This is a genomic window from Stella humosa (assembly GCF_006738645.1).
Lineage (GTDB): Bacteria > Pseudomonadota > Alphaproteobacteria > ATCC43930 > Allostellaceae > Allostella > Allostella humosa.
This window is the reverse complement of sequence record NZ_AP019700.1, coordinates 1,390,623-1,414,186: the sequence shown is the minus strand read 5'-3', so window position 1 is coordinate 1,414,186 and position 23,564 is coordinate 1,390,623. Positions and strand designations below refer to the sequence as shown.

Below are 23,564 nucleotides of genomic sequence, written 5' to 3'. Positions count from 1 at the left end.
TAGGATCGCCACCCGACGGCAAGGATGGCACCCGGCGCTATTCCGGAACGGCGGAGCCCGCGATCAGGCGCTCGGCGTCGAGCGCCACGTTGCGACGGACGCCGCCGATCGGCCCGATGGAGGGCACGACGCGACCGTCGACATAGATTTCCAGGCCACCGGCATTGCCCGTGCGCATCGTCACGCCGCGGCGATCGGGCACGCGATAGCCCTCGCCCGGGCGCAGCACCCGGGTCATCAGCAGGTTGCTGTCGGCGTCGTGCACCTGGATCCACGAGTCCGCCACGGCGCGCACGACGACCCGGCTGTCGGGGCTGGTGGCGCCGAACATCCGCTGGACCTCGGGCTCGGCGCGCGGCGCCACGGTCGCGGCCTGTGCCTCCATGGCCGAGCGCACGGGCTGGGCCGGTGCGGGCGGCTGCGGCGGCATCCAGGCCGGCGGCGTGGCATCCATGCGCGCCGTGGCCGCGGCCCGGCGGGCAGCATCGGCGGCATCGCTGGGCGGGCTGACGACCACCTCGGGCGAGAAGCGGGCCAGCACCTCGCGGGTGGGTGCCGGCGGCATCTCGGTCAGCGACGCCGGCGACTGCGAGCGTCCGCCGGCCGGCAGGGCGATGGACGCCATCGGCGCGGCCAGGTGCGACGGCACGGCCGCGACGAGCTCCGGGCGCACATCCTCGCGCTCGGTCATGTAGAACCAGCCGGTATAGCCGACGACGGCCAAGACCAGCGAAATCAACAGGATGGCGCCGCCAGGTACATTGGTTTCTGAAGTCGGCTCAGGAAAGACCAGCTCGGTCCGGTTGTCGACGCTGGAGGTTTCCTGCTTGAAGCGGCGCACCATCTCGGCGCCGTCGAGGCCCAGATGCTCGGCATAGGTCCGCACGAAGCCGACGGCGTAGGTGATGCCGGGCAGCTTGTCGAAGCGGCCCTCCTCGATAGCGGCCAGATAGGGATAGCGAATCTTCAGGCGCGTCGCCACGCGACGCAGGTCCTCGCCGCGACCGATCCGCGTCTGGCGCAACAGGGCGCCGACGCCGCGGCCACGCGCGCGCTCGCCGCCGCTTTGCGGCCCGTTGAAGTCGATCCCCAAATTCGTTGCCCCGAGCTGCATCCACCGCCGCCTTTGCGGTCTATTTCGCCTCCGCGCCGATCCGGCGCCGCCAACACGGAACGCTGCCGTTTCCCCAAACGGCCGTGTCCGCTCCCATTGTTGCCCATCCCCCCGGATGAACCGCGCCCGCCTTGCAGGGGCGGACGCTCATGTAACCACCTATTCGACGATCACGCCATGGTCTTGCGCGAAGGCCTTCAATTGATTGCGCAAACTGCGAGTGGCCGAAGCCATGTGGCGCTCAAGGTAGGACGCGAGCGGCGCCGATCGCAGGCTGCGCACCATCGTCTTCACCGGACCGACGGAGGCCGCGGGCATCGATAACACGCGTATGCCGAGACCGACAAGCGCCATGGCCTCCAGCGGCCGGGCGGCCATTTCGCCGCAGACGGCAAGCGGCACGCCGCCCGCGGCGCACGCATCCGTCAGCCGTTTCAGGAAGGTCAGCGCCGGTGGCGACAGCACGTCGTAGCGGCCCGACACCTTGGGATTGCCCCGGTCGCAGGCGAAAAGGAACTGCATCAGGTCGTTGGAGCCGACCGACAGGAAGTCGATGCGCGGCAGCAGGGCATCGAGCTGGAAGGCCAGGCTCGGCACCTCCATCATCACGCCGACCTCGATCCGGGCCGGGGCCACCCCGCGCTCGGCCAGCCGGCGGCGCTCGCGCTCCAGGATGGTGCGGGCGGCCTCCAGCTCGGCCACCTCGGCCACCATCGGGAACATGACCCGCAGCAGGTGCCCATCGGCCGCGGTCAGCAGAGCGCGCAGTTGGTGGCTGAGCATCGCCGGCCGGTCGAGCGACATGCGGATGGCCCGCCAGCCCAGCGCCGGGTTCTCGTCCTGCGAGGGCGGCAGGTAGGGCAGCCGCTTGTCGCCGCCCACATCCAGCGTGCGGAAGGTCACCGGGCGCTCGCCCGCCTGGTAGAGCACACCGCGATAGATGCCGGTCTGGGCCGCCACGTCGGGAAAGCTGGCGCGCACCATGAACGGGATCTCGGTGCGGTAGAGCCCGACGCCGTCGGCGCCGGTCGCGTCCAGTTGCGGCAGGTCGATCAGCAGCCCGGCATTGAGGTGCAGCGCCACCCGCTGCCCGTCCAGCGTCTCGGCCGGCAGGTCGCGGATGGCGGCATAGGCCGCCTGCTGCTGGGCACGCGCGCGCATGCCCTCGACGAAGCGCTGCTGCACGTCCTCGCCCGGGCGCAGCAGCACCTGGCCGTTGACGCCGTCGACCAGCACCAGGTCGCCCGGCTCGACGCGGGCGATGATGTCCTCGGCACCGCCGACCACGGGAATGTCGAGCGCGCGGGCGACGATGGTGACGTGGGCGGTCTGCGACCCCTCCTCCAGCACCAGCCCGCGCAGCCGGCTGCGGTCATAGTCCAGCAGCTCCGCCGGGCCCATCGTGCGGGCGATGACGATGGCGTCGGCCGGCAGCTCGCCCGGCCCGCCATCCTCGCCCGCCAGATGCTGCAGCAGCCGGTTGGTCAGGTCCTGCAGGTCGAGCAGGCGCTCGCGCAGGTAGGGGTCGGTGATCGTGTGCATGCGCACACGCGTGTCGTCCTGCACCTTCTGGACGGCGGCCTCCGCCGTCAGGCCGCCGCGGATCGCCTCGCGGATGCGCTGGATCCAGCCGCGGTCCTCGGCGAACATCCGATAGGTCTCCAGGATGTCCTTGTGCTCGCCGCCGGCCATCACGTCGTCGGCCGCCAGCAGGGCGTCGAGCGCCGACTGCATGCGCGCCAGCGCCTCGCGCAGCCGGTCGAGCTCGACGGCCGGGTCCTCGGCGACGATGCGGCGGATGACGATGCGCGGCTCGTGCAGCACGGCCTGGCCCATGGCGAGGCCCGCCACCAGCTTCGTGCCCTCGAAGCGGGTAGGCAGCATGCCCGCACCCTCGGCCGGCGCCAGCTCGATCGGGTTCACGAGATCGCCCGACGCCACCAGCTCGGCCAGCACCATGGCGACGGTCTGGAGGGTCTCGGACTCTTCCTCGGTATAGGCGCGCTGGGTGCGGTTCTGCACCACCAGCACGCCATGGACATTGCCGCCGCGCAGGATCGGCACGCCCATCAGCGAGTGATAGACCTCCTCGCCCGTCTCCGGGCGGTAGGCGAACTGCGGGTGGGTCTGGGCCTGGGCCAGCGCCAGGGGGCGGGCATGGGCGGCGATGTCGCCGACCAGCCCCTCGCCGACACGCAGGCGGGTGCGGTGGACGGCCTCGGGCCGCAGCCCCTCGGTCGCGAACAGCTCCAGCACCTCGCCGGCGCGGCGGATGTAGCAGGAGCAGACCTCGGCCACCATCTCGCCGGCGATCAGGGTGACGATGCGGTCGAGCCGTTCCTGGGCCGTGCCGCCGCTGGCCATCAGGTCGCGCAGGCGGCGCAGGAGCCGGCGAGACCCCGACGCGCCGCCGGCCGTTTCCATCACCGGGCGGCCCCGGCCCCGCGCAGCGTGAGGGCGGCCGCCGCCTGCTCGACCAGTTCGGCGATGATCTCGGCCGTCGGCTGCTCCTGCGTCACCATGCCGACCGACTGGCCGGCCATGATGGAGCCGGTCTCGACATCGCCGTCGACCACCGCGCGGCGGAGCGCACCCGCCCAGAAATGCTCGATCTCGAGCTGGGCTTCCTTCTGGTTCAGCTCGCCCGCGTCGAAGCGCAGGATCACCTCGCGCTGCTTGTCGGCGAAACGCTTGGTGGCGGCGTTGGCCAGCGCCCGCACCGGGATCACCGGGAAGCGGGCATCCATCTGGATCGACGGCACCGCGTCGCGGGCGTTGGCGCGCAGGAAGGCCTTCTTGAAGGCCGGATGGGCGATCGATTCCGTGGCGCAGACGAAGCGGGAACCGAGCTGGCAGCCGGCCGCCCCCATGTCCAGGTAGCTGACCATCGCCTCGCCGCGGCCGATGCCACCGGCGACGAACACCGGTACCTCGTGCAGGTGGGGCAGGATCTCCTGCGCCAGGACGCTGGTGGCGACGGGGCCGATATGGCCGCCCGCCTCCATGCCCTCGATGACGATGGCATCCACGCCCGATCGCACGAGCTTGCGGGCGATGGAGAGGGCCGGCGCAAAGCAGATCGCCTTGGCACCGGCGGCCTTGATGGCCGCCACCGCCGGCCCCGGCGGCAGGCCGCCCGCCAGCACCACATGGCTGACGCCGCGCGCCGCGCAGACCGCAACCAGTTCCAGGAGCTGGGGGTGCAGCGTGATCAGGTTGACGCCGAAGGGCCGGTCGGTCAGTGCGGCAGTGGCCGCAATCTCCTCGTCCAGGCGCTCGGGGCTCATCGAGCCGGACGCGATGACACCGAAGCCGCCGGCATTCGAGATGGCGGCAACCAGGTTGCGCTCCGACACCCAGGTCATCGCCCCGCCCAGAATGGCGTAGCGCGTGCCGAGGAACTCGCAGCCGCGGCGCCACAGGCGGCCGAGCTGCTCCCGGCCGTCGGCGATGGCGGTGGGCGAAGGTGCTTCCATCGGGTTCAGGCGGCGTCCAGCCCGTAGGCGCTGTGGAGGGAGCGAAGAGCCAGTTCGGTATAGTCCTCGGCCACGAGCACGCTCACTTTGATCTCGGAGGTGGAGATCACCATGATGTTGATGCCCTTCTCGGCCAGCGCCTTGAACATCTTCTGGGCGACGCCGGCATGGCTGCGCATGCCGACGCCGATGACCGAGATCTTGACGACGTCGGCATCGCTCTTCAGGTCCTCATAGCCGAGCTGGCCACGATTATCCTCCAGCACTTTCACGGCGCGGTCGAGGTCGGCCTTGGTGACGGTGAAGGTGAGGTCGGTGGTCTTGCCGTCTTCCGACACGTTCTGCACGATCATGTCGACATTGACGGACGCGTCGGCGAGCGGCCCGAAGATGGCGGCGGCGACGCCCGGCCGGTCGGCCACGCGCACCAGGGTGATCTTCGCCTCGTCCCGGCTGTAGGCGATCCCGCTGACGATTTCCTGTTCCACGATCTCTTCCTCGTCCACGACCAGCGTGCCCGGCAGGTCGACGAAGCTGGACAATACCTGCACGCGGACACCGTGCTTCATCGCCATCTCGACCGACCGGGTCTGGAGCACCTTGGCGCCCTGCGACGCCATCTCCAGCATTTCTTCGTAGGTGATCTTATCGAGCTTGCGGGCCTTCGCAACGATACGCGGGTCGGTCGTGTAGACCCCGTCGACATCGGTGAAGATATCGCAGCGGTCGGCCTTCAGGGCTGCCGCCAATGCCACCGCCGAGGTGTCGGAGCCGCCGCGGCCCAGCGTGGTGATGCGATTGTCGGGTCCCAGCCCCTGGAAGCCGGCGATCACCGGCACCTGGCCGCTGGCGATCCGCTCCAGCATCAGCCCGGTGTCGATCCCCTCGATGCGTGCCTTGCCGTGGACGCCGTCCGTGCGCAGCGGGATCTGCCAGCCGAGCCAGGAGCGGGCGTTGACGCCGAGGTCCTGCAAGGCCATCGCCAGCAGGCCGGCCGTCACCTGCTCGCCGGATGCGACGACGGCGTCGTACTCGCGGGCGTCGTGCAGGCGCGAGATCGCGCGCGACCAGTCGACGAGCTGGTTGGTGGTGCCGGCCATCGCCGAGACGACCACGGCCACCTCGTGGCCCGCATCGACCTCGCGCTTCACGCGCAGGGCGACATTCTTGATCCGGTCGACATCGGCGACGGAGGTGCCGCCGAATTTCTGGACGATTCGCGCCATCGGGTTGGGGCCATCGGACTGTAGACGAACAAAAGAGGCGGGCGGCACGGCATAAAGCCGTTGCCCGCCCGCGACGGCCGTATACTTACTCTCCCGGTCGGCCACGGGGCAAGGCCGCCCGGCCCAACCGGCCGGGACAGGACATTCCAGTCGAGAGGAGCCAGCCGATGGCCACCGCCCAGGAAACGAACGACGCCGCCCGTAGCGGGCGGGCGCCGGCCGTCGCCGTCTCCACCGTCGACCCGGCCGAGATCGGGCGCTTCGCCGCCATGGCCGAGGAATGGTGGGATCCCAACGGCAAGTTCCGCCCGCTGCACCGCTTCAACCCCGTGCGCCTGGCCTGGCTGCGCGACCGCATCGCCGGGCAGTTCGGCCGCGACCCGACGGCCAACCGCCCGCTGGCGGGCTTGAGCCTGCTCGACATCGGCTGCGGCGGCGGCCTGCTGGCCGAGCCGATGGCGCGCCTGGGTGCCAGCGTGACCGGCATCGACGCCACCCCGCGCAACGTCGAGGTCGCCCGGGTCCACGCCGAGGAGATGGGCCTCGACATCGACTATCGCTTCACCACGGCCGAGGAACTGGCGGCCCAGGGACGGCGTTTCGACGTGGTCCTGAACATGGAGGTGGTGGAGCATGTCGCCGACCGCGACGCTTTCCTGGATGCGGCGTCCCAATTGCTGGCACCGGGCGGGTTGATGGCCGTGGCCACCCTGAACCGCACCCCCAAATCCTGGCTGCTGGCCATCGTCGGGGCGGAATATGTCCTGCGCTGGCTGCCACGCGGCACGCACGAATGGCGCAAGTTCGTCCGCCCGAGCGAGTTGGTCGCCAGGCTGCGCCACAACGGGCTGGAGATCCAGGCAATGACCGGCGTCGCCTTCGATCCGCTGCGCGACCGCTGGTCGCTGGCCGCCCACGACCTCGACGTCAACTACATGCTGGCCGCGACCAAGGCCCCGGGGACAGCGCCCGCATGACGATCGAACTGGCAGCCGGGGGCGGCATCCTCGGCATCATCTATTTCATCCTGCTGATCTGGTCGCTCTACCACATCATCCAGAGCAACCGCGGCTTCCTGGCCAAGCTCGTCTGGATCGCCATCGTGCTGATATTTCCCATCCTGGGATGGCTGGCCGTCGTCCTGCTGGGGCCGCGCGCGGGACGCTGAGCCTTCAGTTGGCCCGCAGCAGCAGGGTCGGGCAGCGCTCGGCCAGCGGATAGGTGCCGTGGCCGCGACCCACCTCCTCCAGCCAGGGGGCGCTGACCGCGCGGAATTCCTCCAGCGTCGGGAAATAGAAGCGCAGGTCGTTGTCGCGGTAGCGGTCGAGCGTCGCCAGTTCGTCGGCGCGCCAGCCGGGCTGCCCGGCAAAGGGTGCGATCGCCGGAGCCAGTTGCTGGAACAGGTCCCAGATGTCGCCCAGCCGGGCGCCGGCCTCGATCCGCGGCTGGACCAGGGCGGCGACGCGCCATTTCAGCGCATGGACGTTGCCGACGGTGCCCGCGGCGATGGCTTCGCGCAGTCCGTCCACCGTTTCCGGCCGCTCCGGCCGGGTGAAGAGGCGGATCGACAGGAGCCCGCCCGGGCGCAGGACGCGGCGAATCTCACGGCAGATGGTCCCCGCATCGGGAAAGGGTGCGGCACTGAAGCAGCCGTCGCCGACCGCGATGTCGATCGATCCGGCGGCCAGCGGCATGCCGCGCCAGTCCGCGCACAGCACGGCTGCGCCATCCGGCACGCCCGGCGCCGGCCACAGCGCGTCGATCATGGCGCGCGAATTGTCGACCGCCGTCAGCCGCGTGCCGGCCGGCCAGCGACAGGCCGCCAGTTCCGGCGTCACGCCCAGCAGGACGGCAGCGGGCGGCCGCCCCGTCTGGCCGAACTGCCGGTCGATCGCGGCCTCGGTGAACGCCACATCCTCCGCGCAAGGGCGCAGCGGCGAGCCGACGCTCGACCATTGCCGGCTGGCCTTACCCCAGTTGGCCGACCCGTCCGCCGGCCGGCTCACGATGCCGGCCCCGCCGGCAGTCCCGCCAGCGCACCCATCGCTGCGGCAGCCAGCCGGCCGGCCAGATCCGGCCCCGGCTGCACCGCGACCGCCGGTGCCGGTGCGTCGGCCAGATCGGCCAGGGCGTCCGGCAAGCCGACGAGCGCCGACGTGGCGCGCCGCAGCAGGCCCTTCTCGAAAAAGTCCGGCGGGCCGTCCGCGTCCAGGCGGACCAGCACGTCGCAGCGGTCGAACGGTATCCCCATGATTGCCAGGCCCTCTCTGGGCAGATGCAGGACTGCCGCCTCGACGGCGACATCGGTCAGCAGCAGCGCACCCCCGGCCTCCCCCCGCTGGTCGGCCCAGGAAACCTGCTCGTCACCGATCCAGGCGCCGGCCGCGATCGCCAGGCCTGCCCGCAGGCCCCGATCGCAGAGCAGCCGGTGGATGCGGCGCGCCAGGTCGGTCGCGGGTGCATCCTCGCCCGCGACGATCCCCACGATCGGAATGCGGCCGTCGCCGCCCAGCATCCAGGCGATGATGTCCGGGAACAGGTGCCCGGCGGTGATCAGGCCCAGGCTCGGCCGCGCATTCACCTCGTTGATCGCCCCACCCACCGCGTGCCAGGGGCGGGCGATGTCGGGCACGATGAAATCGATGCCGGCCAGGTCCAGTCGCAGCGCCGCCGCCGCCCGCTCGGCCATGCGGATGTTGTCGGGGTGGATGCGCTCGAGCGGCAGGGGCACGGGCATGCCGCCGCGCGCCACGTTGGTGATGCGCCGCAGACGGACGAAGCGCCCCGCGGCCGGCACGCTGTCCGGCCCCAGGCCCTGGCGGCGGGCCAGATGGGCCGCCTCCTCGTCCCAGTCGACGCGCCGCAGCGAGGCCTCCTTGCCGTTGCCGCGCCGCGGATCGGCATTCAACTCCTCCAGCAATGCGGCCAGGGTGCGCTCACCATCGCCGCGCACACCACCCGCCACCCGCTCGATCGCCCAGGTCACGCGGCCGTCCACCACCACCAGGCGATAGTCGTCGCCCTCCACATGCTTCTCCACCAGCATCGTGTCGCTGATGGCGCCTGCGTCGGCGAACGCACGGCGCAGCGCCGCCTCGTCTTCGAGCCCGGCCGCGACGCCAGCCCCGCCGTCGAGCGCCAGCGGCTTCACGACGACCGGGTATCCGAGCCGGGCGGCGACGGCGACCGCATGCTCCACCGTCGTGGCCAGTTCATGTGCCGGAACCGGCAGGCCGGCCCGTCGCAGGATGGCGCAGGTCACCATCTTGTCCTGGGCCAGCCGGACGGAGATGCCGGGGGTCCGATCGGTCAGGGTGCTGTCCAGCCAGCGGGAGCGCGCGCCGTTGCCGATCTGGTAGGCATGCGCGCCGAAGCGCCGCCATGGCACGCCCATGCGGTGCGCCGCCCGCAGGAAATGAATGGCATTGCCGGTGGGCGATGCCGCCGGCCGCAACTGCTCCACCAGTTCCGGCAGCGACCGGGCCAGACTTGCCAGCCGCCGGGCCCAGCGCGCCGGCCCGGAGCCGACCGCCAGCAGGCTGGATATGGCCCACGCCGCCCAGACCGCCGCCCGCCGAGCGGCCGCCTCGTCGCCATACGGCACCAGCAGCAGGATCCCTCTCCCGCCTGGCCCGGGCAGTGCCGCCCCCGTGTCGAACGCCGGCAGGCCCGCTGCCTGCTGCAAGGCCACGACCAGGGATCGCAGGAGCATCGCCGTCCCCTCCGCCGGCTGGGCCGGGGGCGGCGCGCCGAGATCGAGATCCAGCGCGCGCGCCATCGCCGACGCCAGTTCCGCCGTATCCAGGCCCGGCGGACTGTCGACCAGGATGTGGATCCGCAAGGCGGGCTGGACACAGTCGCCGGCCAGGCCGGCCATGGCGACCGGCCGCTCGAGGATGCGAATGCCATAGCGCGCCCATTCGGCCTGGGCCAGTTGCCGGAGGAGCGCGTCCAGCCCGTCCCCGGTGACGCCCGAGCGCTGCATCCGCTCGATCAGTTCGCGGGCGGCTTCCAGATCGCCGGTGACGAGCAGCGCCTCGGCCATCGGCAGCCAATAGGCCAGGTGCGGTGGTTGGACCTGCATCAGGCGGCGCAGATGCGGCAGGGCCGCCGCCGCGTCGCCCGCGCCGATCAGCCCGCGCGCGACTTTCAGGCGCAGGGCGTCGTCATCCGGCCGGCGCTCCAGGGCGGCCTGCATCGCCGCCAAGCCGCTCGATGCCAAGCCCGTGGATGCCAAGCCCGTGGATGCCAAGCCCGTGGATGCGGCCGGCCCGGGCCTGGATTTGTCCTGCTCGCTCGCCCCGGTCACCAGATTCGCCAGTGTCAGCAGATTGGGGCCGGACACTACCGGGTCCGGCCGCGCAAGGCCAGCCGCCGGTCAGACGGGCTATTCATCTGGGCCGGGCGAAACCGTAGACTGCCACCATCCCCACCGCAGGCCAGCCGCAGAGGCGATGGCCGCCAGACCGCTTTCCGGAGAGCCCATGTCCCGACCCGATCTTATCCTGCGCGGCGGCACCGTCATCGATGGCAGCGGCGCGCCCGGCCGCCTGGCCGACGTGGCCGTCGCCGGCGACCGCATCGTCGCGGTCGGCGACCTGTCCGGCCAGTCGGCCGGGACCGAGGTCGACTGTACGGGCCGGGCGATCGCGCCCGGCTTCATCGACGTCCATACCCATGACGACCGCTACCTGCTGGAGGAGCCGCTGATGCCGGCCAAGGCCAGCCAGGGTGTGACCACGGTCGTCGTCGGCAATTGCGGCTCGTCGCTGGCGCCCTACACCCGCGCCGACCTGCCCAAGACGGCGTCCGCCATGCTGGACGATCCGCGCTGGCGCTTCCCGACGGCAGGGCAGTATTTCGAGGCGCTCGACGCCGGTCGGCCGGCGTTGAACGCGGCCGTCCTGGTCGGCCACCGCTCGCTGCGCTTCAACTGCATGGACGACCTGGAGCGGCCGGCGACGGCAGACGAGATCACCCTGATGCGCAGCCAGTTGCGCGAGGCGCTCGACGCCGGGGCCATCGGCATGTCGACCGGCCTCTTCTACCCCGGTGCGCAGAAGGCGACGACCGAGGAGGTGGCCGAGATCGCCAGCGAGATGCGCGGCGACGACGGCATCTACACCGCCCATATCCGCGACGAGGGCGACCGGCTGCTGGAATCGATCGAGGAGGCGGCCGAGATCGGCCGGCGCGCCGGCGTGCAGGTGATCCTGTCGCACCACAAGGCGGCGGGCCGCACCAACTTCGGCAAGACCGCGCAGTCGCTGCCGCTGATCGAGAAGCTGCAGAAGACCCAGCGCCTGGGCTTCGACGTCTATCCCTATGTCGCGTCCTCCACCGCGCTGCTGCCCGGCATCGTCGACCGGGCCGAGCGCGTCCACGTCACCTGGTGCAAGGGCCGGCCCGAATATGCCAACCGGGACCTGGACGAGGTCGGGCGCGAATTGGGCGGCCTGTCGCGGGTCGAGACGGCCAAGGCGCTGGTCCCGGCCGGGGCGATCTACTTCACCATGGACGAGGCCGACGTCAGCCGCGTCGTCGCCCACCCGCGCTCGATGATCGGGTCGGACGGCGTGCCGTGGGATGCGTTCCCGCACCCGCGCCTGTGGGGCACCTTCCCCCGCGTGCTCGGCCGCTATGCCCGCGAGCAGGGGCTGCTGTCGCTGGAATCGGCGGTGCACAAGATGACCGGGCTGCCGGCGGCGGAGTTCGGACTGAAGGACCGCGGGCTGGTGCGCGAGGGCGCCTTCGCCGACCTGGTGGTGTTCGACGCCGGCACCGTGGCCGATTCCGCCACCTTCGCCGAACCCAAGCAGGCCGCGGCCGGCATCGACCGCGTTCTGGTGAATGGCGAGACGGTCTGGCAGCAAGGCGTCAGCACCGGCGCCCGCCCCGGCCGGGCGCTGCGTCGGCAGACCGGCACGACGCGGGGTGCCCCGGCCGTCTGACAACTCCCGCTGGCGTGCATGCGACGATTTGAGTTGCCAATCCGGAGAATTCGACAATCATCAAATAGGGGAAAAAATCTGGGGGCGGGCAACCATGCGATCGGATCCCACGATGCCGCATGGCCGGTACGATCCGGTCAGCGTCGGGCTGCATTGGCTGACGGCCGGCCTCGTGGCCGCCATGTTCCTGCTGGTTCTCGTGCCGGGGGTGGTGAAGGGCTCGGTGGCCCTGCACAAGAACATCGGCCTGCTGCTGATCCTGGTGATGCTGCTGCGCATCGTCTGGCGGCTGACAGGGGGTCGGCGGCTGGCGGCGCCCGCTGGCGTGCCGAAGATCCTGCAGCTTGGTGCGAAGGCCGCCCACCTCGGCCTCTACGCGCTCCTTCTCGGCACCGCGGCGCTGGGCTGGGTCTATGTCGACGCCAAGGGGATGGAACTCTCCCTGTTCGGAATCGATGTGCCCAGCGTCGCCTACTACGACCGCGACCTGGCGATGACGGTCTATGGCTGGAAGAAGGTCGCGGCCTATACCCTGCTGGCGCTGATCCTGGCGCATGCCGCAGCCGCCATCGTCTACCATCACCTGCTGCGCCGGGACGGGGTGCTGGACGCCATGCTGCCGGCCCGCGCGCGCAAGGCGGCCCGCCCGGCGGTCGCCGCAGCGGCACTTCTCGCCCTTCTGCCATCGGCTGGCGAGGCGCAGGCGACCTTCGACGTCGACGCCTACGCCAAGGCGCTGGCCGCCTCGCTCGCCAAGGCCTGCCCGATGGCGAAGCCCGACGACACGGCCGCCCACGAGGCCTGCCGGAAGGCGATGGGCCAGGGCGTCGAAGCCAGCATGCGCGACTATTCGTTCCTGTTCGGCGGACAGCAGAAGGGCCTGTGGCTGAAGGAGAAGAAGACGACCGTGTTCCGCGGCGATCTTTTCCAGGACCTCTACATGTCGCTCTTCATGTTCACGGGCGAGGTCAGCGTCGAGACGTCGCCCGACGGCAACAGGACGGTGGCGCTGCAGGCCTATTTCCGCAACGGCCTGCCCGCTGGCCTCTATCCCTACCCCTTCTGGCACAGCGATCCGAAATGGGCGGCCTACGAGAAGGCCAACCAGATCCGCCTGCGCCTGTCGCCGGCCGGCAAGGTGCTGTTCGCCTATCGCGCCGACATCGGGTCGGATGCCAACCGTGGCGTCTACAAGCCGGTCAAGCCGCCGGTATTCCTCGGCGAGTGGATGTGGCCGGGGGCGGACGGCGTGGCCGAGCCGCGCGCGACCCTGTTCTCGGCCTACTACAGCCTCGACAATCCCCATCTGGCCGCCCTGGACGAAAGCTACCGCCGCATGGCGATCAGCTTCCGCAACGCCGACTGCACCGTCTGTCATGCCCCGGACGGGCACCGGAAGATGAACAAGCTCACCCTGCTGCAGACGCCGCTGCACGCGGCCGCCAGCATCGACGCCGTGATCGACGAGGTCCGCATGAACAAGATGCCCGTCGACGACTACGAGGACCCGCGCCCCCTGCCGCCCGGGCTCCGGCGGGAGCTGCTGTCCAATGGCGAGGAGTTCCGCCGGCTGCTGCGCACGGCGGACGCCTGGGAGGTGACGAACGGGCGGCCCAAGGCGCGGCGGATAGCGGCGAAGTAGACCGCGGCCGCCTTCAGCGGGGCCTGCCGCCGGCGGCAGGCCTCAATTCCTGGACCAGGCGGCGCTCGGTGTCATCGAGCGGGCGGTCGACCGCGACCGTGCGGAAGTCGAGCGACGGGAAGGGGCGCATCTTCACGCGCACGTCGGCCACCCTGAAATCCGCCGACAGGGCCGCATCGAGCAGGGAGCGGACGACCCAGCGGTGGTACGACGCCGCCAGCCCGCTCTGCTCGGCCTCATGGCGGGCGATCGCGCGGCGCACGCGCTCGGCATCCTCCGGCGTCAGCCGCCGCTCCTGGACGAACTCGTAGCGGACACGCGACAGGACCATCCCGCCCGTCTCGATCTTCGCCAGGCGGTAGCCGGCCAGGTCCATCAGGGTGAGGAATGCCTTGGTCTGCTCGGGCTGTCGCTCCGGCAGGTACTCGCCGGGCAGCGCCGGCAGAAAGGCGGAAGCCGCCGTATCCCAGACGGCTGCTGCCCCATCCTTCAGGCCGGACCAGCCTTCGCCCAGCGCACGCCACGAGCCGGCGATGACGCCCTCGTCGGCCGTGGCGGCGGGCGGAGGCACGCCCTCGCTTCCCTGGGCCGCAACCGGCAGCGCCGGTGCCACGGCTACCGCCACCAGGAGGCCGAGCCGCAGGCAGAACTGCCGCGCGCCCGTGCCGGCGACCCGATCCGTCGTCATAAAGCGCCTCCCAGGGACAGCAGGGTTTGCCGCAGTTCGACCCGCGCGGGAGCGGACAACGGCACGATGCCAAGCGCGGCCAGGGAACCCGCCGGACCGATCGTCTCCTCTCCGGCGAGCCGCAGGAATTGCCGCAGCATGGCCACACCGGCCGGATTGGGGAGGCCCACCGAGAGGTGGATGGTGCGGCTCATGGGGTACCGGTCGGCGGTGATGGCGGCCGCGGTCGGCAGCACGTCGCCCAAGGCGACCGGGACCACGCCGTCGCCCAGCGCCAGGAACTCCGCGAAGGTGACGACCGCCACGGCGCCCGCGCCGCGCGCCGCCAGCCAGCCGGTAACATCGGTGCCGTCCTGCCGGCGGTCCACGGCGCCATCGGTCCGCACCGCCTCGCAGCGCGCCCGGCGCTCGCCCGCATCGAAGATCCGCCGGATTGCCGGCTGGCTCAGGCATCCCGCCTGGAGGACGGTGGCGGACAGCAGGCGCCAGAGCGGGCTGCCGGCATCCGGCAGCAGGACGGCGATCGGGGTATCGGGCAGTCGGCTGTCGATGTCGCGCCAACTGCGCGGGCCGCCCTCCGCACCGCCCTCGAGCGCCTGGTGCAGCCGGGCGGAATCGAGGCGCAGTTCCGGCGTGCCGCGGCCGGTGACGACGACGCCGGCCTGCCGCCCCACCGCCAGGGTCGCCTGGCGCATCGGCCGCAACCGGGCGCAGCCGGCGAATTCAGGTGGCGGTACGGGGGCCAGCGCCAGCCAGCCGGAGAGCGGCCCTCGGCCAGCGCAGAGGACGGGCGGGACCGCGTCCGCTGCGGCAAGCCGCCACGACTCGGGCAGCGCCGGGGCCAGCCAGGCCAGCGACGGGTCGAGGAAACGGGCGGCGGCCTCGGCATCGGCCGGGGCGGGGTGGGCCGCCACCAGGAATCCGAGCAGGACGGACGCAGCCAAACCCGCACGTCGAACGGCGCAACCCCATCGCGTGGCGTCGACGACCATCAGCACCCCTCCCGTGGACCTCGCGGCCCTGCCTCTCCGCCTCGTGCGAGAATTTTCTTCTTTGTGGCTCGCGTCCCAGGCTAGCCTATCGTCGGGACATAGAGAAGGTCTCCCTGACGTCTGACGGAGGAGCGCTCGTGATGCACCCCATGGCCTGGGCGGTGACCGCACTGGTGCTGGCAACGCTGAGCATCGCCCCCGCCATCGGCAAGGTGACGGTCGGCGCGCGCGTCAGCGATCAGGTGACGGTGGGCCAGAAGCAGATCCCGCTGCCGGCCGGCGAATGGACCGTGACGGGCATCGGGGTGCAGCCGCTCGACATGCCGGAGATCGGTGCCTTCGGCACGATCGAGAACCTCGTGCTGACGCGGCGGTCGGGCGACCGCATCGTGGCGGTCGTCGAGATCAACGCCAACGCCGTCCCCGTCAACGACGGCTGGGGCCGGACGCGAAGCTGCGAGCGCGGCAGCCAGTTCATCCTGGTCACCCGCTACCGCAGCGGCTGGGACCTGTCCTGCCTGTTCGTGCGGGCGACCGCGTCGGGTGGGGCCGAGGGGCCGCCGGCCTGGCGGGCGATGCAGGCGGAGGCGGGTGCGGTGCTGCCGGACACCTGGCTGACGGCTGGCTTCCGGATGAGCGACCGGCAGGACCTGGTCGACGTCCGCTACCATTTCGACCCGGCCCTTCTGGCCGGCGGCGCCATCGCCGGGACCTGGGACGCCGACGCGGTGCGCGGCGACCCGCGCAAGCTGCACGCGGCCGAAGCCCTGACCATCTGGGCGATGGGGTTCGACGGCCGGATCGAGCGCGGGATCCGCAACCAGTTGCAGGGCGAATCGGCGCCGATGCCGATGCAGGCGCATTTCCGCAGCGAGACGCCGCAGGTCGACGGCAAACTGCTGGCGCTCGACCGGCTGTATGCGGCGGGCGCCCTGACGGCCACCGAATATGTCCTCCAGCAGCGGCGGGCGCTGGTCGAGATCCCGGCCGTGATCGAGAATCCGGGCGGGCTGCCGCTGGCGATGCAGAAGAACATCTCCTTCCGCGTCTTCGGGTCGACGGTGGACTATGCGCTGGCCTTCATCGTCACGCTCAGCAACCCGCTGTCGACCTACATCACGGCCTCGATCGTGGCGATCCATTCGGTGATCTTCGTCCTGAACGACAATTACTGGGAGGATCACTTCGCGCGCCAGTCGACCCGGGATGCCAACCGCATCATAGACTTTGCCTATATCGGGGCGATGGAGTGAGCGATGGTCGATAGCCTGCGCATGCGCCTCTGCTTCGCAATTCTTCCGGCGATCGCTCTCCTGGCGGCCACCCTCCTGGCGCCGGCAGCCGCGCGAGCCGCCGACCCCGCTCCGCTGGTCGGGGCCGAGATCGAGGGCCATTGGCAAATCGCTGGAAAGCAGGTGCCGCTGCCGGCCGGCCGCTGGGTCGTGGCGGCGCACGCGCTGGCCCCCTATGCCGGCGGTCAGCAGGTCGGTGCCTACGGCGCGATCCACAGCGCGATCCTGCTCCAGGTCGACGGCGACCGGATCACGGCCAAGGTCGAAATCCACGCCAACGCGCTGCCGGTGATGGACGGCTGGGGCATCGCCGCGGACTGCGAGCGCACCGACCTGCCGATCGCAACCATCCGCTACAAGGCGGGGTGGGACGGCTCCTGCTTCTTCCTGACCCACACCACCGCGAACCGCAACGGCACCGCGACGGCCCGGTCGGCCGCGGCCTTCATCGCCGAGCGCGGCCTGCGCGCGCCGCCCGAATGGCTGACCGTCGGCTTCCGCGTCGCCAACCGCAGCGATGTCGTCGACGCCCGGTTTCATTTCACGCCGGCACTGTGGTCGCTGCCCGACCATGCGGGGCGCTGGGCCGCCAGCCCGTGGGCGCCCAAACAGCTCGAAGGCGACCCCGTGCGCCTGGGCGTTGCCCGCTCGCTGACGGAATGGGCCGTGGGCTTCAGTGGCCTCGTCGAGGCCGGCATCAAGAACCGGCTCGACCCCACCGCGCAGATCGCGATGCCGAACGCCGTGGCCGATCACCGCGGGGTGCTGGAGCAGCGGCGGGCGGCGATCGACGATCTGCTGAAATCCGGTGCGATCGACGGCGAGATGCACCAGCGGCAGATCGCCCTGCTGGTGGAGCGCGGTCTCGACCCCGGCTCGCAGGTGGCCGACCCCGCGACCGTTGCCCTCTACAAGACGCTGGCCTACCGGCCGATGGTGTCGTTCGCCAACATCTGGATCGACTATTTCTGGATCGGCCAGCCCTGGGCCGCCGGCATGCTGGTGCTGCTGCAGGTGACGGTGAACACGACCAAGTTCTATTTCCACGAACTGGCGTGGGAACAGGTCCGCGGCCCCGGCAGCCGGCGCGACAGCGCCCGGGTGATCGACTTCGCCTACCTCGGGACCAATCGCTGATAGGCGGGGGGCGGCCGGAGCCGCCCCCTCCCCCGTTCAGGCCGCTGCCTTCGCCGGGCCGAAGGTGGATGCGATCACCGCCGAGCGCACCGTCAACACCTCGTCCACCGCCGCCACGAGCGCGTCGAAGTCGCCGTCGGTCATCGGCACCGACAGGTTGATCATGCCGCGCCGCGCGAGATAGATGCCGCGGGCCAGCAGATCCATGTGGAAGAGGTCGCGCAGGGCCTGCGGCGTCTGCTTGGTGTCCTCGGGCCCGCGCACCGGCTTCCAGCCGAAATGCACGCTCATCATCGAGCCGCGGCCGGTGAACTGCGCCGGCAGGCCCTTCTCGCGGGCGACCGCGTTCAGGCGGCCGCGGAGCTGGTCGCCCTTGGCATTGAAGCTGGTCGCGACCTCGGGCGGGTAGACCTCGGTCAGGCCGGCGACGCCGGCCGACATGGTCAGGATGTTGTTGTTGAAGGTCCCGGCATGGGGCCAGGAATCGGCCCGCGAGGGGTCGAAATTGGCCATGATGTCGGCCCGGCCGCCGAAGCCGCCGAAGGTCAGCCCGCCGCCGATATACTTGCCGAACGTCGTCATGTCCGGGGTGACGCCCGAGAGCTGCTGGATGCCGCCCGGCGACAGGCGCGAGGTCATCACCTCGTCGAAGATCAGGACCGCACCCGCCTTCGTCGCCTCTTCGCGCAGCATGGCAAGGAAGCTGTCGTCGGCCGCGATGCAGCCGCCGCCGCCCATCATCGGCTCGACGATCACGACCGCCAGGTCGGCCGCATGCTCGCGGATGGCGGCACGCGTGTAGTCGATGTCGTTGTAGCGGCCGAACACGAAGGGGAACGGCACGTTGAGCGGCGTCGGGCCCGAGAAGTAGAAGACGCCGCCGTGATAGCCGCCCTCCATCACCAGCACCTTGGAGCGCTTGGTGTAGGCACGCGCGGCCGAGACGGCCAGCAGGTTGCCCTCGGTGCCGGAGTTGGTGAAGCGCACCTGGTCGACCGACGGAAAGCGCCCGCAGACCAAGCGGGCCAGCTCGGCCTCCACCAGGTTGGGGCCGCCCAGCGCGATGCCGCCTTCGAGCGCGCCACGGATCGCCTTCATCACCGCCGGGTGCGAATGGCCCTAGAGCCCGGCCGTGAACTCGCCCAGGAAGTCGCGATACTCATGCCCGTCCGCATCCCACACCCGCGCGCCCTCGCCCTTGGCGATCGTCAGCGGGAAGGGCGGAAAATGGATGACGGTGCGGGTATTGCCGCCCGGCATCACCTTGGCGGCCTCGACCTGGCGGGCAGCGCTCTTGGGGTTGCGCGCGGCATATTCGGCGCGCGCATCCGCCAGGGCCGAATCGAGATCGGCGTTCAATCCACGGGTGGGTTCCATCGCATCCTCCGACAGGCGCCCTCACCAATGACGGGCGCCGGGAATCTTGTGTGAGCGGTACCGTAGCCACCCCGGGCCGCCCCTGTCCATGGAGTGAAGGGCCGGGATTGATCGGGCGGCCCGCCCATCCTATCTGGAAGCCGAAGGCTCGGCGGGGACGACCCCGCGACACCCGCCCGAGGGGAAGAGCCATGGACGGGGACGACCCCGCCTTGCGGGTGGAGTTCGTTCCCATGGCATGGATCATCCTTCTGGCCGCCGGCCTGTTCGAGATCGGCTGGGCCGTCGGCCTCAAATACACCGAGGGCTTCACGCGGCCCCTGCCCACCCTGCTGACCGCGGGCTCCATGGTGATCAGCCTGGGCCTCCTGGGCCTGGCGCTGAAATCGCTGCCGCTCGGCACCGCCTATGCGATCTGGACCGGCGTCGGCACGGTCGGCACCGCCATCCTCGGCATGTGGCTGTTCCAGGAGCAGGCCGACGCCGCGCGCCTGGCCTGCATCGCGCTGATCGTGGCGGGTATCGTGGGGCTGAAGGTGGTGACGCCGCATTAAGCGCAGCGCTTTCCCAATTAAGCGCGGCGCTTTCCCAATCCGGCCCCTTCCGCGTAGAGTGCGGCCCCCCGCGCGTTACGGAAAACGAAGATGATCCCCCGCTATAGCCGGCCGCGCATGGCCGCCATCTGGGAGCCGGAGAACCGGTTCCGCATCTGGTTCGAGATCGAGGCCCATGCCTGCGACGCGCAGGCCGAACTGGGCGTGATCCCGGCCGAGGCCGCGCGCGCGGTCTGGGAGCGCGGCCGCTTCGAGGTCGATCGCATCGACGAGATCGAGCGCGAGACCCGCCACGACGTCATCGCCTTCCTGACCAACCTGGCCGAGCATGTCGGGCCGGAGGCGCGCTTCGTCCACCAGGGCATGACCTCGTCCGACGTGCTCGACACCTGCCTGGCCGTCCAACTGACCCAGGCCTGCGACATCCTGATCGAGGACATCGACGAAGTCCTGGCGGCACTGCGCCGACGCGCGATCGAGCACAAGCACACCGTCTGCATCGGCCGCAGCCACGCCATCCATGCCGAGCCCACCACCTTCGGGCTGAAGCTGGCCGGCCACTATGCCGAGTTCCAGCGCAACCGCGAGCGCATGGTGGCGGCCCGCCGGGAGATCGCGACCTGCGCCATCTCGGGCGCGGTCGGCACGTTTGCCAACATCGACCCCCGCGTCGAAGCGCATGTGGCGGCCAAGCTGGGGCTGGAGATCGAGCCGGTCTCGACCCAGGTCATCCCGCGCGACCGCCATGCCATGTTCTTCTCGGTCATGGGCGTGGTCGCCAGCGGCATCGAGCGACTGGCGATCGAGATCCGCCACCTGCAGCGCACCGAGGTGCGCGAGGCGGAGGAGTATTTCGCGCCGGGCCAGAAGGGCTCGTCGGCGATGCCGCACAAGCGCAACCCGGTCCTGACCGAGAACCTGACCGGCCTTGCCCGGATCATCCGCGCGGCGGTCATACCGGCGCACGAGAACGTGGCCCTGTGGCACGAGCGGGACATCTCCCACTCCGCCGTCGAGCGGGTGTTCGGGCCGGACGCCACCATCGCGCTCGACTTCGCGTTGGCGCGCACCGCGCGGGTGGTGGACCAGCTCGTGGTCTATCCCGAGCGCATGCGGGCCAACCTGGAGACGGGCGGCGGCATCGTCCATTCCCAGCGCGTATTGCTGGCGCTGACCCAGAAGGGGGCCAGCCGCGAGGATTCCTATCGCCTGGTGCAGCGCAACGCGATGGAGGCGTGGCATGGCCGCGGCCAGTTCCTGGACCTGCTGAAGGCCGATGCCGAGGTCGGCCGCTACCTGTCGCCGGAAGAGATCGCCGCGCAGTTCGACCTCGGCTACCACACCCGCAACGTCGATACGATTTTCGCCCGCGTCTTCGGCGCGAATGAGGGGAGAGTGACTTGATGCGCCTCTACATGACGGCGGGCTCGCCCTATGCCCGCATCGTGCGCGTGCAGGCCCACGAGCTGGGCCTGACCGACCGGATCGAAGAAGTGCCGGCGACGCTGCGCGATCCCAACAGCGTCGTGCTGGCGGTGTCGCCGCTCGGCCGCGTGCCGGTGCTGGTGACCGACGACGGCATCGCCATCAGCGACACCAAGGCGATCGCGGAATATCTGGACCGGCTGCATGTCGGCCCGCGCTTCCTGCCCAATGGCGGGACCAACCTGTGGCACGAGCGCGCCTTCGAGGCGCTGGCCATGGGCATCCTCGACGGCGCCATCGCCTATGGCCGCGAGCTGGGCCGCCCGGTCGACAAGCGCTCGGCCGCGATCTTCGACGGCGAGGTCGCGCGCGCCAAGCGTTGCCTCGACCATCTGGAGACGACGGCCGACACGATTGCCACCAGCGCCACCTTCGGCCCGGTGACGCTCGCCTGCGCCATCGCCTATCTCGACCGGCTCGACACCGGGTCGGACTGGCGCGACGGCCGGCCGGCGTTGGCGCGCTGGCACGCGGCCATGCTGGCCCGCCCGTCCTTCGTCGCCACCGCCCCGCCCGCCAAGAAGTAAAGCGAGCGGCCGGCGTCCGATGCCCAAGTCGCACGCCGCCGCCGACCGGCTCGACCAGCTTGTCCGCCGGCTGCGCAACGACATCAAGTTCGGCAGCTTCAGCCATGGCGAGTGGCTGAAGCTGATCGAGCTGCAGGCGCGCTACGACGCCACCCAGTTCGACATCCGCAAGGCGCTGGCCGAGCTGAAGTCACAGCGCCTGGTGGAGCATCGGGCCAACCATGGCTTCCGCGTCGCCACCCCCGACCCGGTGCAGCGCGAGCAGCTCTATTTCGTGCGCACGGCCATCGAGCGCAGCGCCGCCGGATTGATCGTCGAACGCGCCAGTGCTGATGACGTCGCCATTCTGGAGCGCCTGGCGGCCGCCTTCGACCAGACGGTCGAGAGCCAGGGGCGCCAGCACCAGGCGGCTGCCAATGCCGCCTTCCACGATCATTTCTTTGCCATCACCGGCAACCCGGTGCTGGTGGAAACCGTGCAGTCGCTGCGCGAGCGCAGCCATTTCGGCACGTCCGGCCGCTGGCGCAGCACCGAGGGCCTGCGCGGCAGCGGTGCCGAGCACCACGAGATGGTGACGGCCATCGGCCAGCGCGACGCGGATGGGCTGGACCGGCTGATCGTCCGCCACATCGCGGCCTTCTGACGGCGCCACCCCTTGCCGCCGCCCACGCTCGACATCGGTTCCGCGGAGGCGCTGCTGATCGTCGATCCGCAGGTGGATTTCTGTCCCGACGGCGCGCTGGCCGTGCCCGGCGGCGACGAGATCATGGCGGGCATCAACAGCCTGGCGGAGCGCTTCGGGCTGGTCGTCGTGACACAGGACTGGCACCCGGCCGACCACCGCTCCTTCGCCAGCAACCATGAGGGCGGCATCCCCTTCGCCACGGTCGCCATGCCCTACGGCCTACAGGTCCTGTGGCCGGACCATTGCGTGCAGGGGACGGCGGGTGCCGCGTTCCATCCCGCCATCGCGGCCGGCGCGCTGACCCGGGCCCAGCTCGTGCTGCGCAAGGGGCACGACCGCGAGATAGACTCCTACTCCGCCTTCTTCGAGAATGACCGCCGGACGCCGACCGGCCTTGCCGGCTACCTGCGCGAGCGCGGCGTGCAGCACTGCGTGCTGGTCGGGCTCGCCTATGATTTCTGCGTCGCCTGGTCGGCCTTGGATGCGGTGGCACAGGGCTTCGCGGTGACGGTGATCAAGGGCCTGACGCGGTCCATCGCCATCCCCGGCCCCGATGGCATCGCCACGGACATCGCCGCCGACCGCGATCTGGCGGCAGCCGGCGTCCAGGTCATCGCGGCGGCGTGACGCCGGCAGCACCGATGGCGCGATAGACGCCGGCAACCCGGTCGGCACCCTCCGTCGACGCCAGCCATGGCTGGGGCGGGGCCAGGTTGGCGGCGAAGATTGGCTCCGCGCGATAGTCGGGATGGCGCCAGGTTCCATCGGGCGCCTGCCAGGGCAGCTTCTGCCCGCACATCCAGTTCATCGTCGTCGGCATGCGGAAGAATTCACCGACATCGCGTACCGCCACGTCGAAGGCATCCGCTTCACCGCCTGCGGCCGCGCGCCGGCTCCAGGCGGCCCAGATCGGCGAATACGCCCGCGCGGCGACGATGCCTGCGTCGAACGGCGGCAGGACGCACTGGCGGTCGGCGATCGCGGTGCCATGGGCCGCAGCCAGCCGGGCATGCCGTTGCGCAAAGGCGGCCGTGGCCAGGCGGGGATCGGCGATCGCGCCATAGGCGGGATCGCCGGCCGGCACCGCCACCACGGCGCGGTCCGGCCGGGCGCCATACTTCAGGAAGAGCGCCAGCACCTCCTTGCGCAGCAGGCGCAGCCGCGGATCGACCACCATGCATACCCCATGGGCCGGCAGGACTTCCGGCACGCTCCACGGCCGCGCGGACGCCGGTGCGTGTGCCACCCCACGGGCGGCCAGCCACGCCGCATCACTGGTCGGCAGTGCCTCGGCGACCACCACCAGGTCGGCCAGGCCGGGCGGCAGCACCGCCAGGATGCTGGCGATGCAGGCCCGCGCGGCCCGGGCGTCCGGGCCGTCGGCCAGGACGGCGATGACGGCAGCGGCGGTCACGGCG

Annotated in this window: 22 protein-coding genes and 1 pseudogene; 11 read left to right on the top strand and 12 right to left on the bottom strand. The window is 70.9% G+C overall.

Annotated elements, in window-relative coordinates:
- Positions 1-37: 37 nt before the first annotated feature.
- From STVA_RS06660 to STVA_RS06645, 5 genes and pseudogenes are all read right to left on the bottom strand, one after another.
- Positions 38-844 (bottom strand): DUF4115 domain-containing protein, encoded by an 807-nt coding sequence (locus tag STVA_RS06660; protein ID WP_420822826.1) that lies wholly within the window; start codon positions 842-844, stop codon positions 38-40.
- A 57-nt stretch (positions 845-901) separates the two neighbouring features.
- Positions 902-1,114, bottom strand: a pseudogene (locus tag STVA_RS28540) (helix-turn-helix domain-containing protein); the annotation flags it as partial.
- Between the two features lie 159 nt (positions 1,115-1,273).
- Entirely contained in the window at positions 1,274-3,538 is a 2,265-nt protein-coding gene (ptsP, locus tag STVA_RS06655; protein WP_123689380.1) for a phosphoenolpyruvate--protein phosphotransferase, read from the bottom strand.
- On the bottom strand, positions 3,538-4,590 hold the full coding sequence (locus STVA_RS06650) for an NAD(P)H-dependent flavin oxidoreductase (RefSeq protein WP_123689381.1): 1,053 nt from the start codon (positions 4,588-4,590) through the stop codon (positions 3,538-3,540). The genes ptsP and STVA_RS06650 overlap by 1 nt, the downstream gene beginning before the upstream one ends.
- A gap of 5 nt (positions 4,591-4,595) precedes the next feature.
- Positions 4,596-5,816: an aspartate kinase gene (locus STVA_RS06645; protein ID WP_123689382.1), complete on the bottom strand. Its 1,221-nt coding sequence runs from the start codon at positions 5,814-5,816 to the stop codon at positions 4,596-4,598.
- 167 nt (positions 5,817-5,983) lie between these two features.
- Between STVA_RS06645 and ubiG the strand changes: the two genes are divergently transcribed.
- Both ubiG and STVA_RS06635 read left to right on the top strand, forming a co-directional pair.
- Positions 5,984-6,793, top strand: a complete 810-nt coding sequence (gene ubiG / locus STVA_RS06640; RefSeq protein ID WP_123689383.1) for a bifunctional 2-polyprenyl-6-hydroxyphenol methylase/3-demethylubiquinol 3-O-methyltransferase UbiG — start codon at positions 5,984-5,986, stop codon at positions 6,791-6,793.
- Positions 6,790-6,984: a PLDc N-terminal domain-containing protein gene (locus STVA_RS06635; protein WP_123689384.1), complete on the top strand. Its 195-nt coding sequence runs from the start codon at positions 6,790-6,792 to the stop codon at positions 6,982-6,984. The genes ubiG and STVA_RS06635 overlap by 4 nt, the downstream gene beginning before the upstream one ends.
- A 4-nt stretch (positions 6,985-6,988) precedes the next feature.
- Here STVA_RS06635 and STVA_RS06630 read toward each other — a convergent pair whose 3' ends face one another.
- Positions 6,989-7,822 (bottom strand): class I SAM-dependent methyltransferase, encoded by an 834-nt coding sequence (locus tag STVA_RS06630; protein ID WP_170216423.1) that lies wholly within the window; start codon positions 7,820-7,822, stop codon positions 6,989-6,991.
- The gene (locus STVA_RS06625; protein ID WP_123689386.1) at positions 7,819-10,014 is read right to left on the bottom strand and encodes a tetratricopeptide repeat protein; all 2,196 of its coding nucleotides are present in this window, start codon (positions 10,012-10,014) and stop codon (positions 7,819-7,821) included. Before STVA_RS06625 ends, STVA_RS06630 begins: the two co-directional genes overlap by 4 nt.
- A gap of 286 nt (positions 10,015-10,300) precedes the next feature.
- On the opposite strand from STVA_RS06625, the gene STVA_RS06620 reads away from it, so the two are divergent.
- Together STVA_RS06620 and STVA_RS06615 are read left to right on the top strand one after the other, a co-directional pair.
- On the top strand, positions 10,301-11,767 hold the full coding sequence (locus STVA_RS06620) for an N-acyl-D-amino-acid deacylase family protein (RefSeq protein WP_123689387.1): 1,467 nt from the start codon (positions 10,301-10,303) through the stop codon (positions 11,765-11,767).
- A gap of 112 nt (positions 11,768-11,879) precedes the next feature.
- A complete protein-coding gene (locus tag STVA_RS06615) occupies positions 11,880-13,409 on the top strand; it encodes a cytochrome b (protein WP_170216424.1) in 1,530 nt (509 codons plus the stop codon).
- A 13-nt stretch (positions 13,410-13,422) separates the two neighbouring features.
- Here the strand turns inward: STVA_RS06615 and STVA_RS06610 are convergent, their stop codons facing one another.
- Together STVA_RS06610 and STVA_RS06605 are read right to left on the bottom strand one after the other, a co-directional pair.
- Positions 13,423-14,097: a hypothetical protein gene (locus tag STVA_RS06610; protein ID WP_123689389.1), complete on the bottom strand. Its 675-nt coding sequence runs from the start codon at positions 14,095-14,097 to the stop codon at positions 13,423-13,425.
- Positions 14,094-15,041, bottom strand: a complete 948-nt coding sequence (locus STVA_RS06605) for a substrate-binding domain-containing protein (RefSeq protein WP_123689390.1) — start codon at positions 15,039-15,041, stop codon at positions 14,094-14,096. The genes STVA_RS06610 and STVA_RS06605 overlap by 4 nt, the downstream gene beginning before the upstream one ends.
- A gap of 188 nt (positions 15,042-15,229) precedes the next feature.
- Here STVA_RS06605 and STVA_RS06600 point away from each other — a divergent pair, with 188 nt between their 5' ends.
- The gene (locus tag STVA_RS06600; protein WP_142235685.1) at positions 15,230-16,342 is read left to right on the top strand and encodes a hypothetical protein; all 1,113 of its coding nucleotides are present in this window, start codon (positions 15,230-15,232) and stop codon (positions 16,340-16,342) included.
- A gap of 3 nt (positions 16,343-16,345) precedes the next feature.
- The gene (locus tag STVA_RS06595; protein ID WP_123689392.1) at positions 16,346-17,518 is read left to right on the top strand and encodes a DUF2061 domain-containing protein; all 1,173 of its coding nucleotides are present in this window, start codon (positions 16,346-16,348) and stop codon (positions 17,516-17,518) included.
- A gap of 36 nt (positions 17,519-17,554) precedes the next feature.
- On the opposite strand, the gene STVA_RS06590 is transcribed toward STVA_RS06595, so the two are convergent.
- Together STVA_RS06590 and STVA_RS28065 are read right to left on the bottom strand one after the other, a co-directional pair.
- Complete coding sequence (locus STVA_RS06590) at positions 17,555-18,616, bottom strand: aminotransferase class III-fold pyridoxal phosphate-dependent enzyme (protein ID WP_245978288.1); 1,062 nt, start codon at positions 18,614-18,616, stop codon at positions 17,555-17,557.
- A gap of 21 nt (positions 18,617-18,637) precedes the next feature.
- Entirely contained in the window at positions 18,638-18,895 is a 258-nt protein-coding gene (locus tag STVA_RS28065; RefSeq protein ID WP_245978289.1) for a hypothetical protein, read from the bottom strand.
- 233 nt (positions 18,896-19,128) lie between these two features.
- Here STVA_RS28065 and sugE point away from each other — a divergent pair, with 233 nt between their 5' ends.
- The 5 genes from sugE to pncA all read left to right on the top strand — a co-directional run bounded on the left by sugE (position 19,129) and on the right by pncA (position 22,773).
- Entirely contained in the window at positions 19,129-19,449 is a 321-nt protein-coding gene (gene sugE, locus STVA_RS06585; RefSeq protein WP_123689393.1) for a quaternary ammonium compound efflux SMR transporter SugE, read from the top strand.
- 90 nt (positions 19,450-19,539) lie between these two features.
- On the top strand, positions 19,540-20,853 hold the full coding sequence (purB, locus tag STVA_RS06580; protein ID WP_123689394.1) for an adenylosuccinate lyase: 1,314 nt from the start codon (positions 19,540-19,542) through the stop codon (positions 20,851-20,853).
- Positions 20,853-21,461, top strand: coding sequence for a glutathione S-transferase N-terminal domain-containing protein (locus STVA_RS06575; protein ID WP_123689395.1), 609 nt, complete (start codon positions 20,853-20,855; stop codon positions 21,459-21,461). Before purB ends, STVA_RS06575 begins: the two co-directional genes overlap by 1 nt.
- 19 nt (positions 21,462-21,480) lie before the next feature.
- Positions 21,481-22,104 carry a GntR family transcriptional regulator gene (locus STVA_RS06570; protein WP_123689396.1) on the top strand — a complete coding sequence of 208 codons (624 nt, stop codon included), beginning with the start codon at positions 21,481-21,483 and terminating at the stop codon, positions 22,102-22,104.
- A 12-nt stretch (positions 22,105-22,116) separates the two neighbouring features.
- A complete protein-coding gene (pncA, locus tag STVA_RS06565) occupies positions 22,117-22,773 on the top strand; it encodes a bifunctional nicotinamidase/pyrazinamidase (RefSeq protein ID WP_245978292.1) in 657 nt (218 codons plus the stop codon).
- On the opposite strand, the gene STVA_RS06560 is transcribed toward pncA, so the two are convergent.
- Positions 22,757-23,560 carry a hypothetical protein gene (locus STVA_RS06560; protein ID WP_123689397.1) on the bottom strand — a complete coding sequence of 268 codons (804 nt, stop codon included), beginning with the start codon at positions 23,558-23,560 and terminating at the stop codon, positions 22,757-22,759. The two genes, pncA and STVA_RS06560, sit on opposite strands and share 17 nt — an antisense overlap.
- Positions 23,561-23,564: the final 4 nt, after the last annotated feature.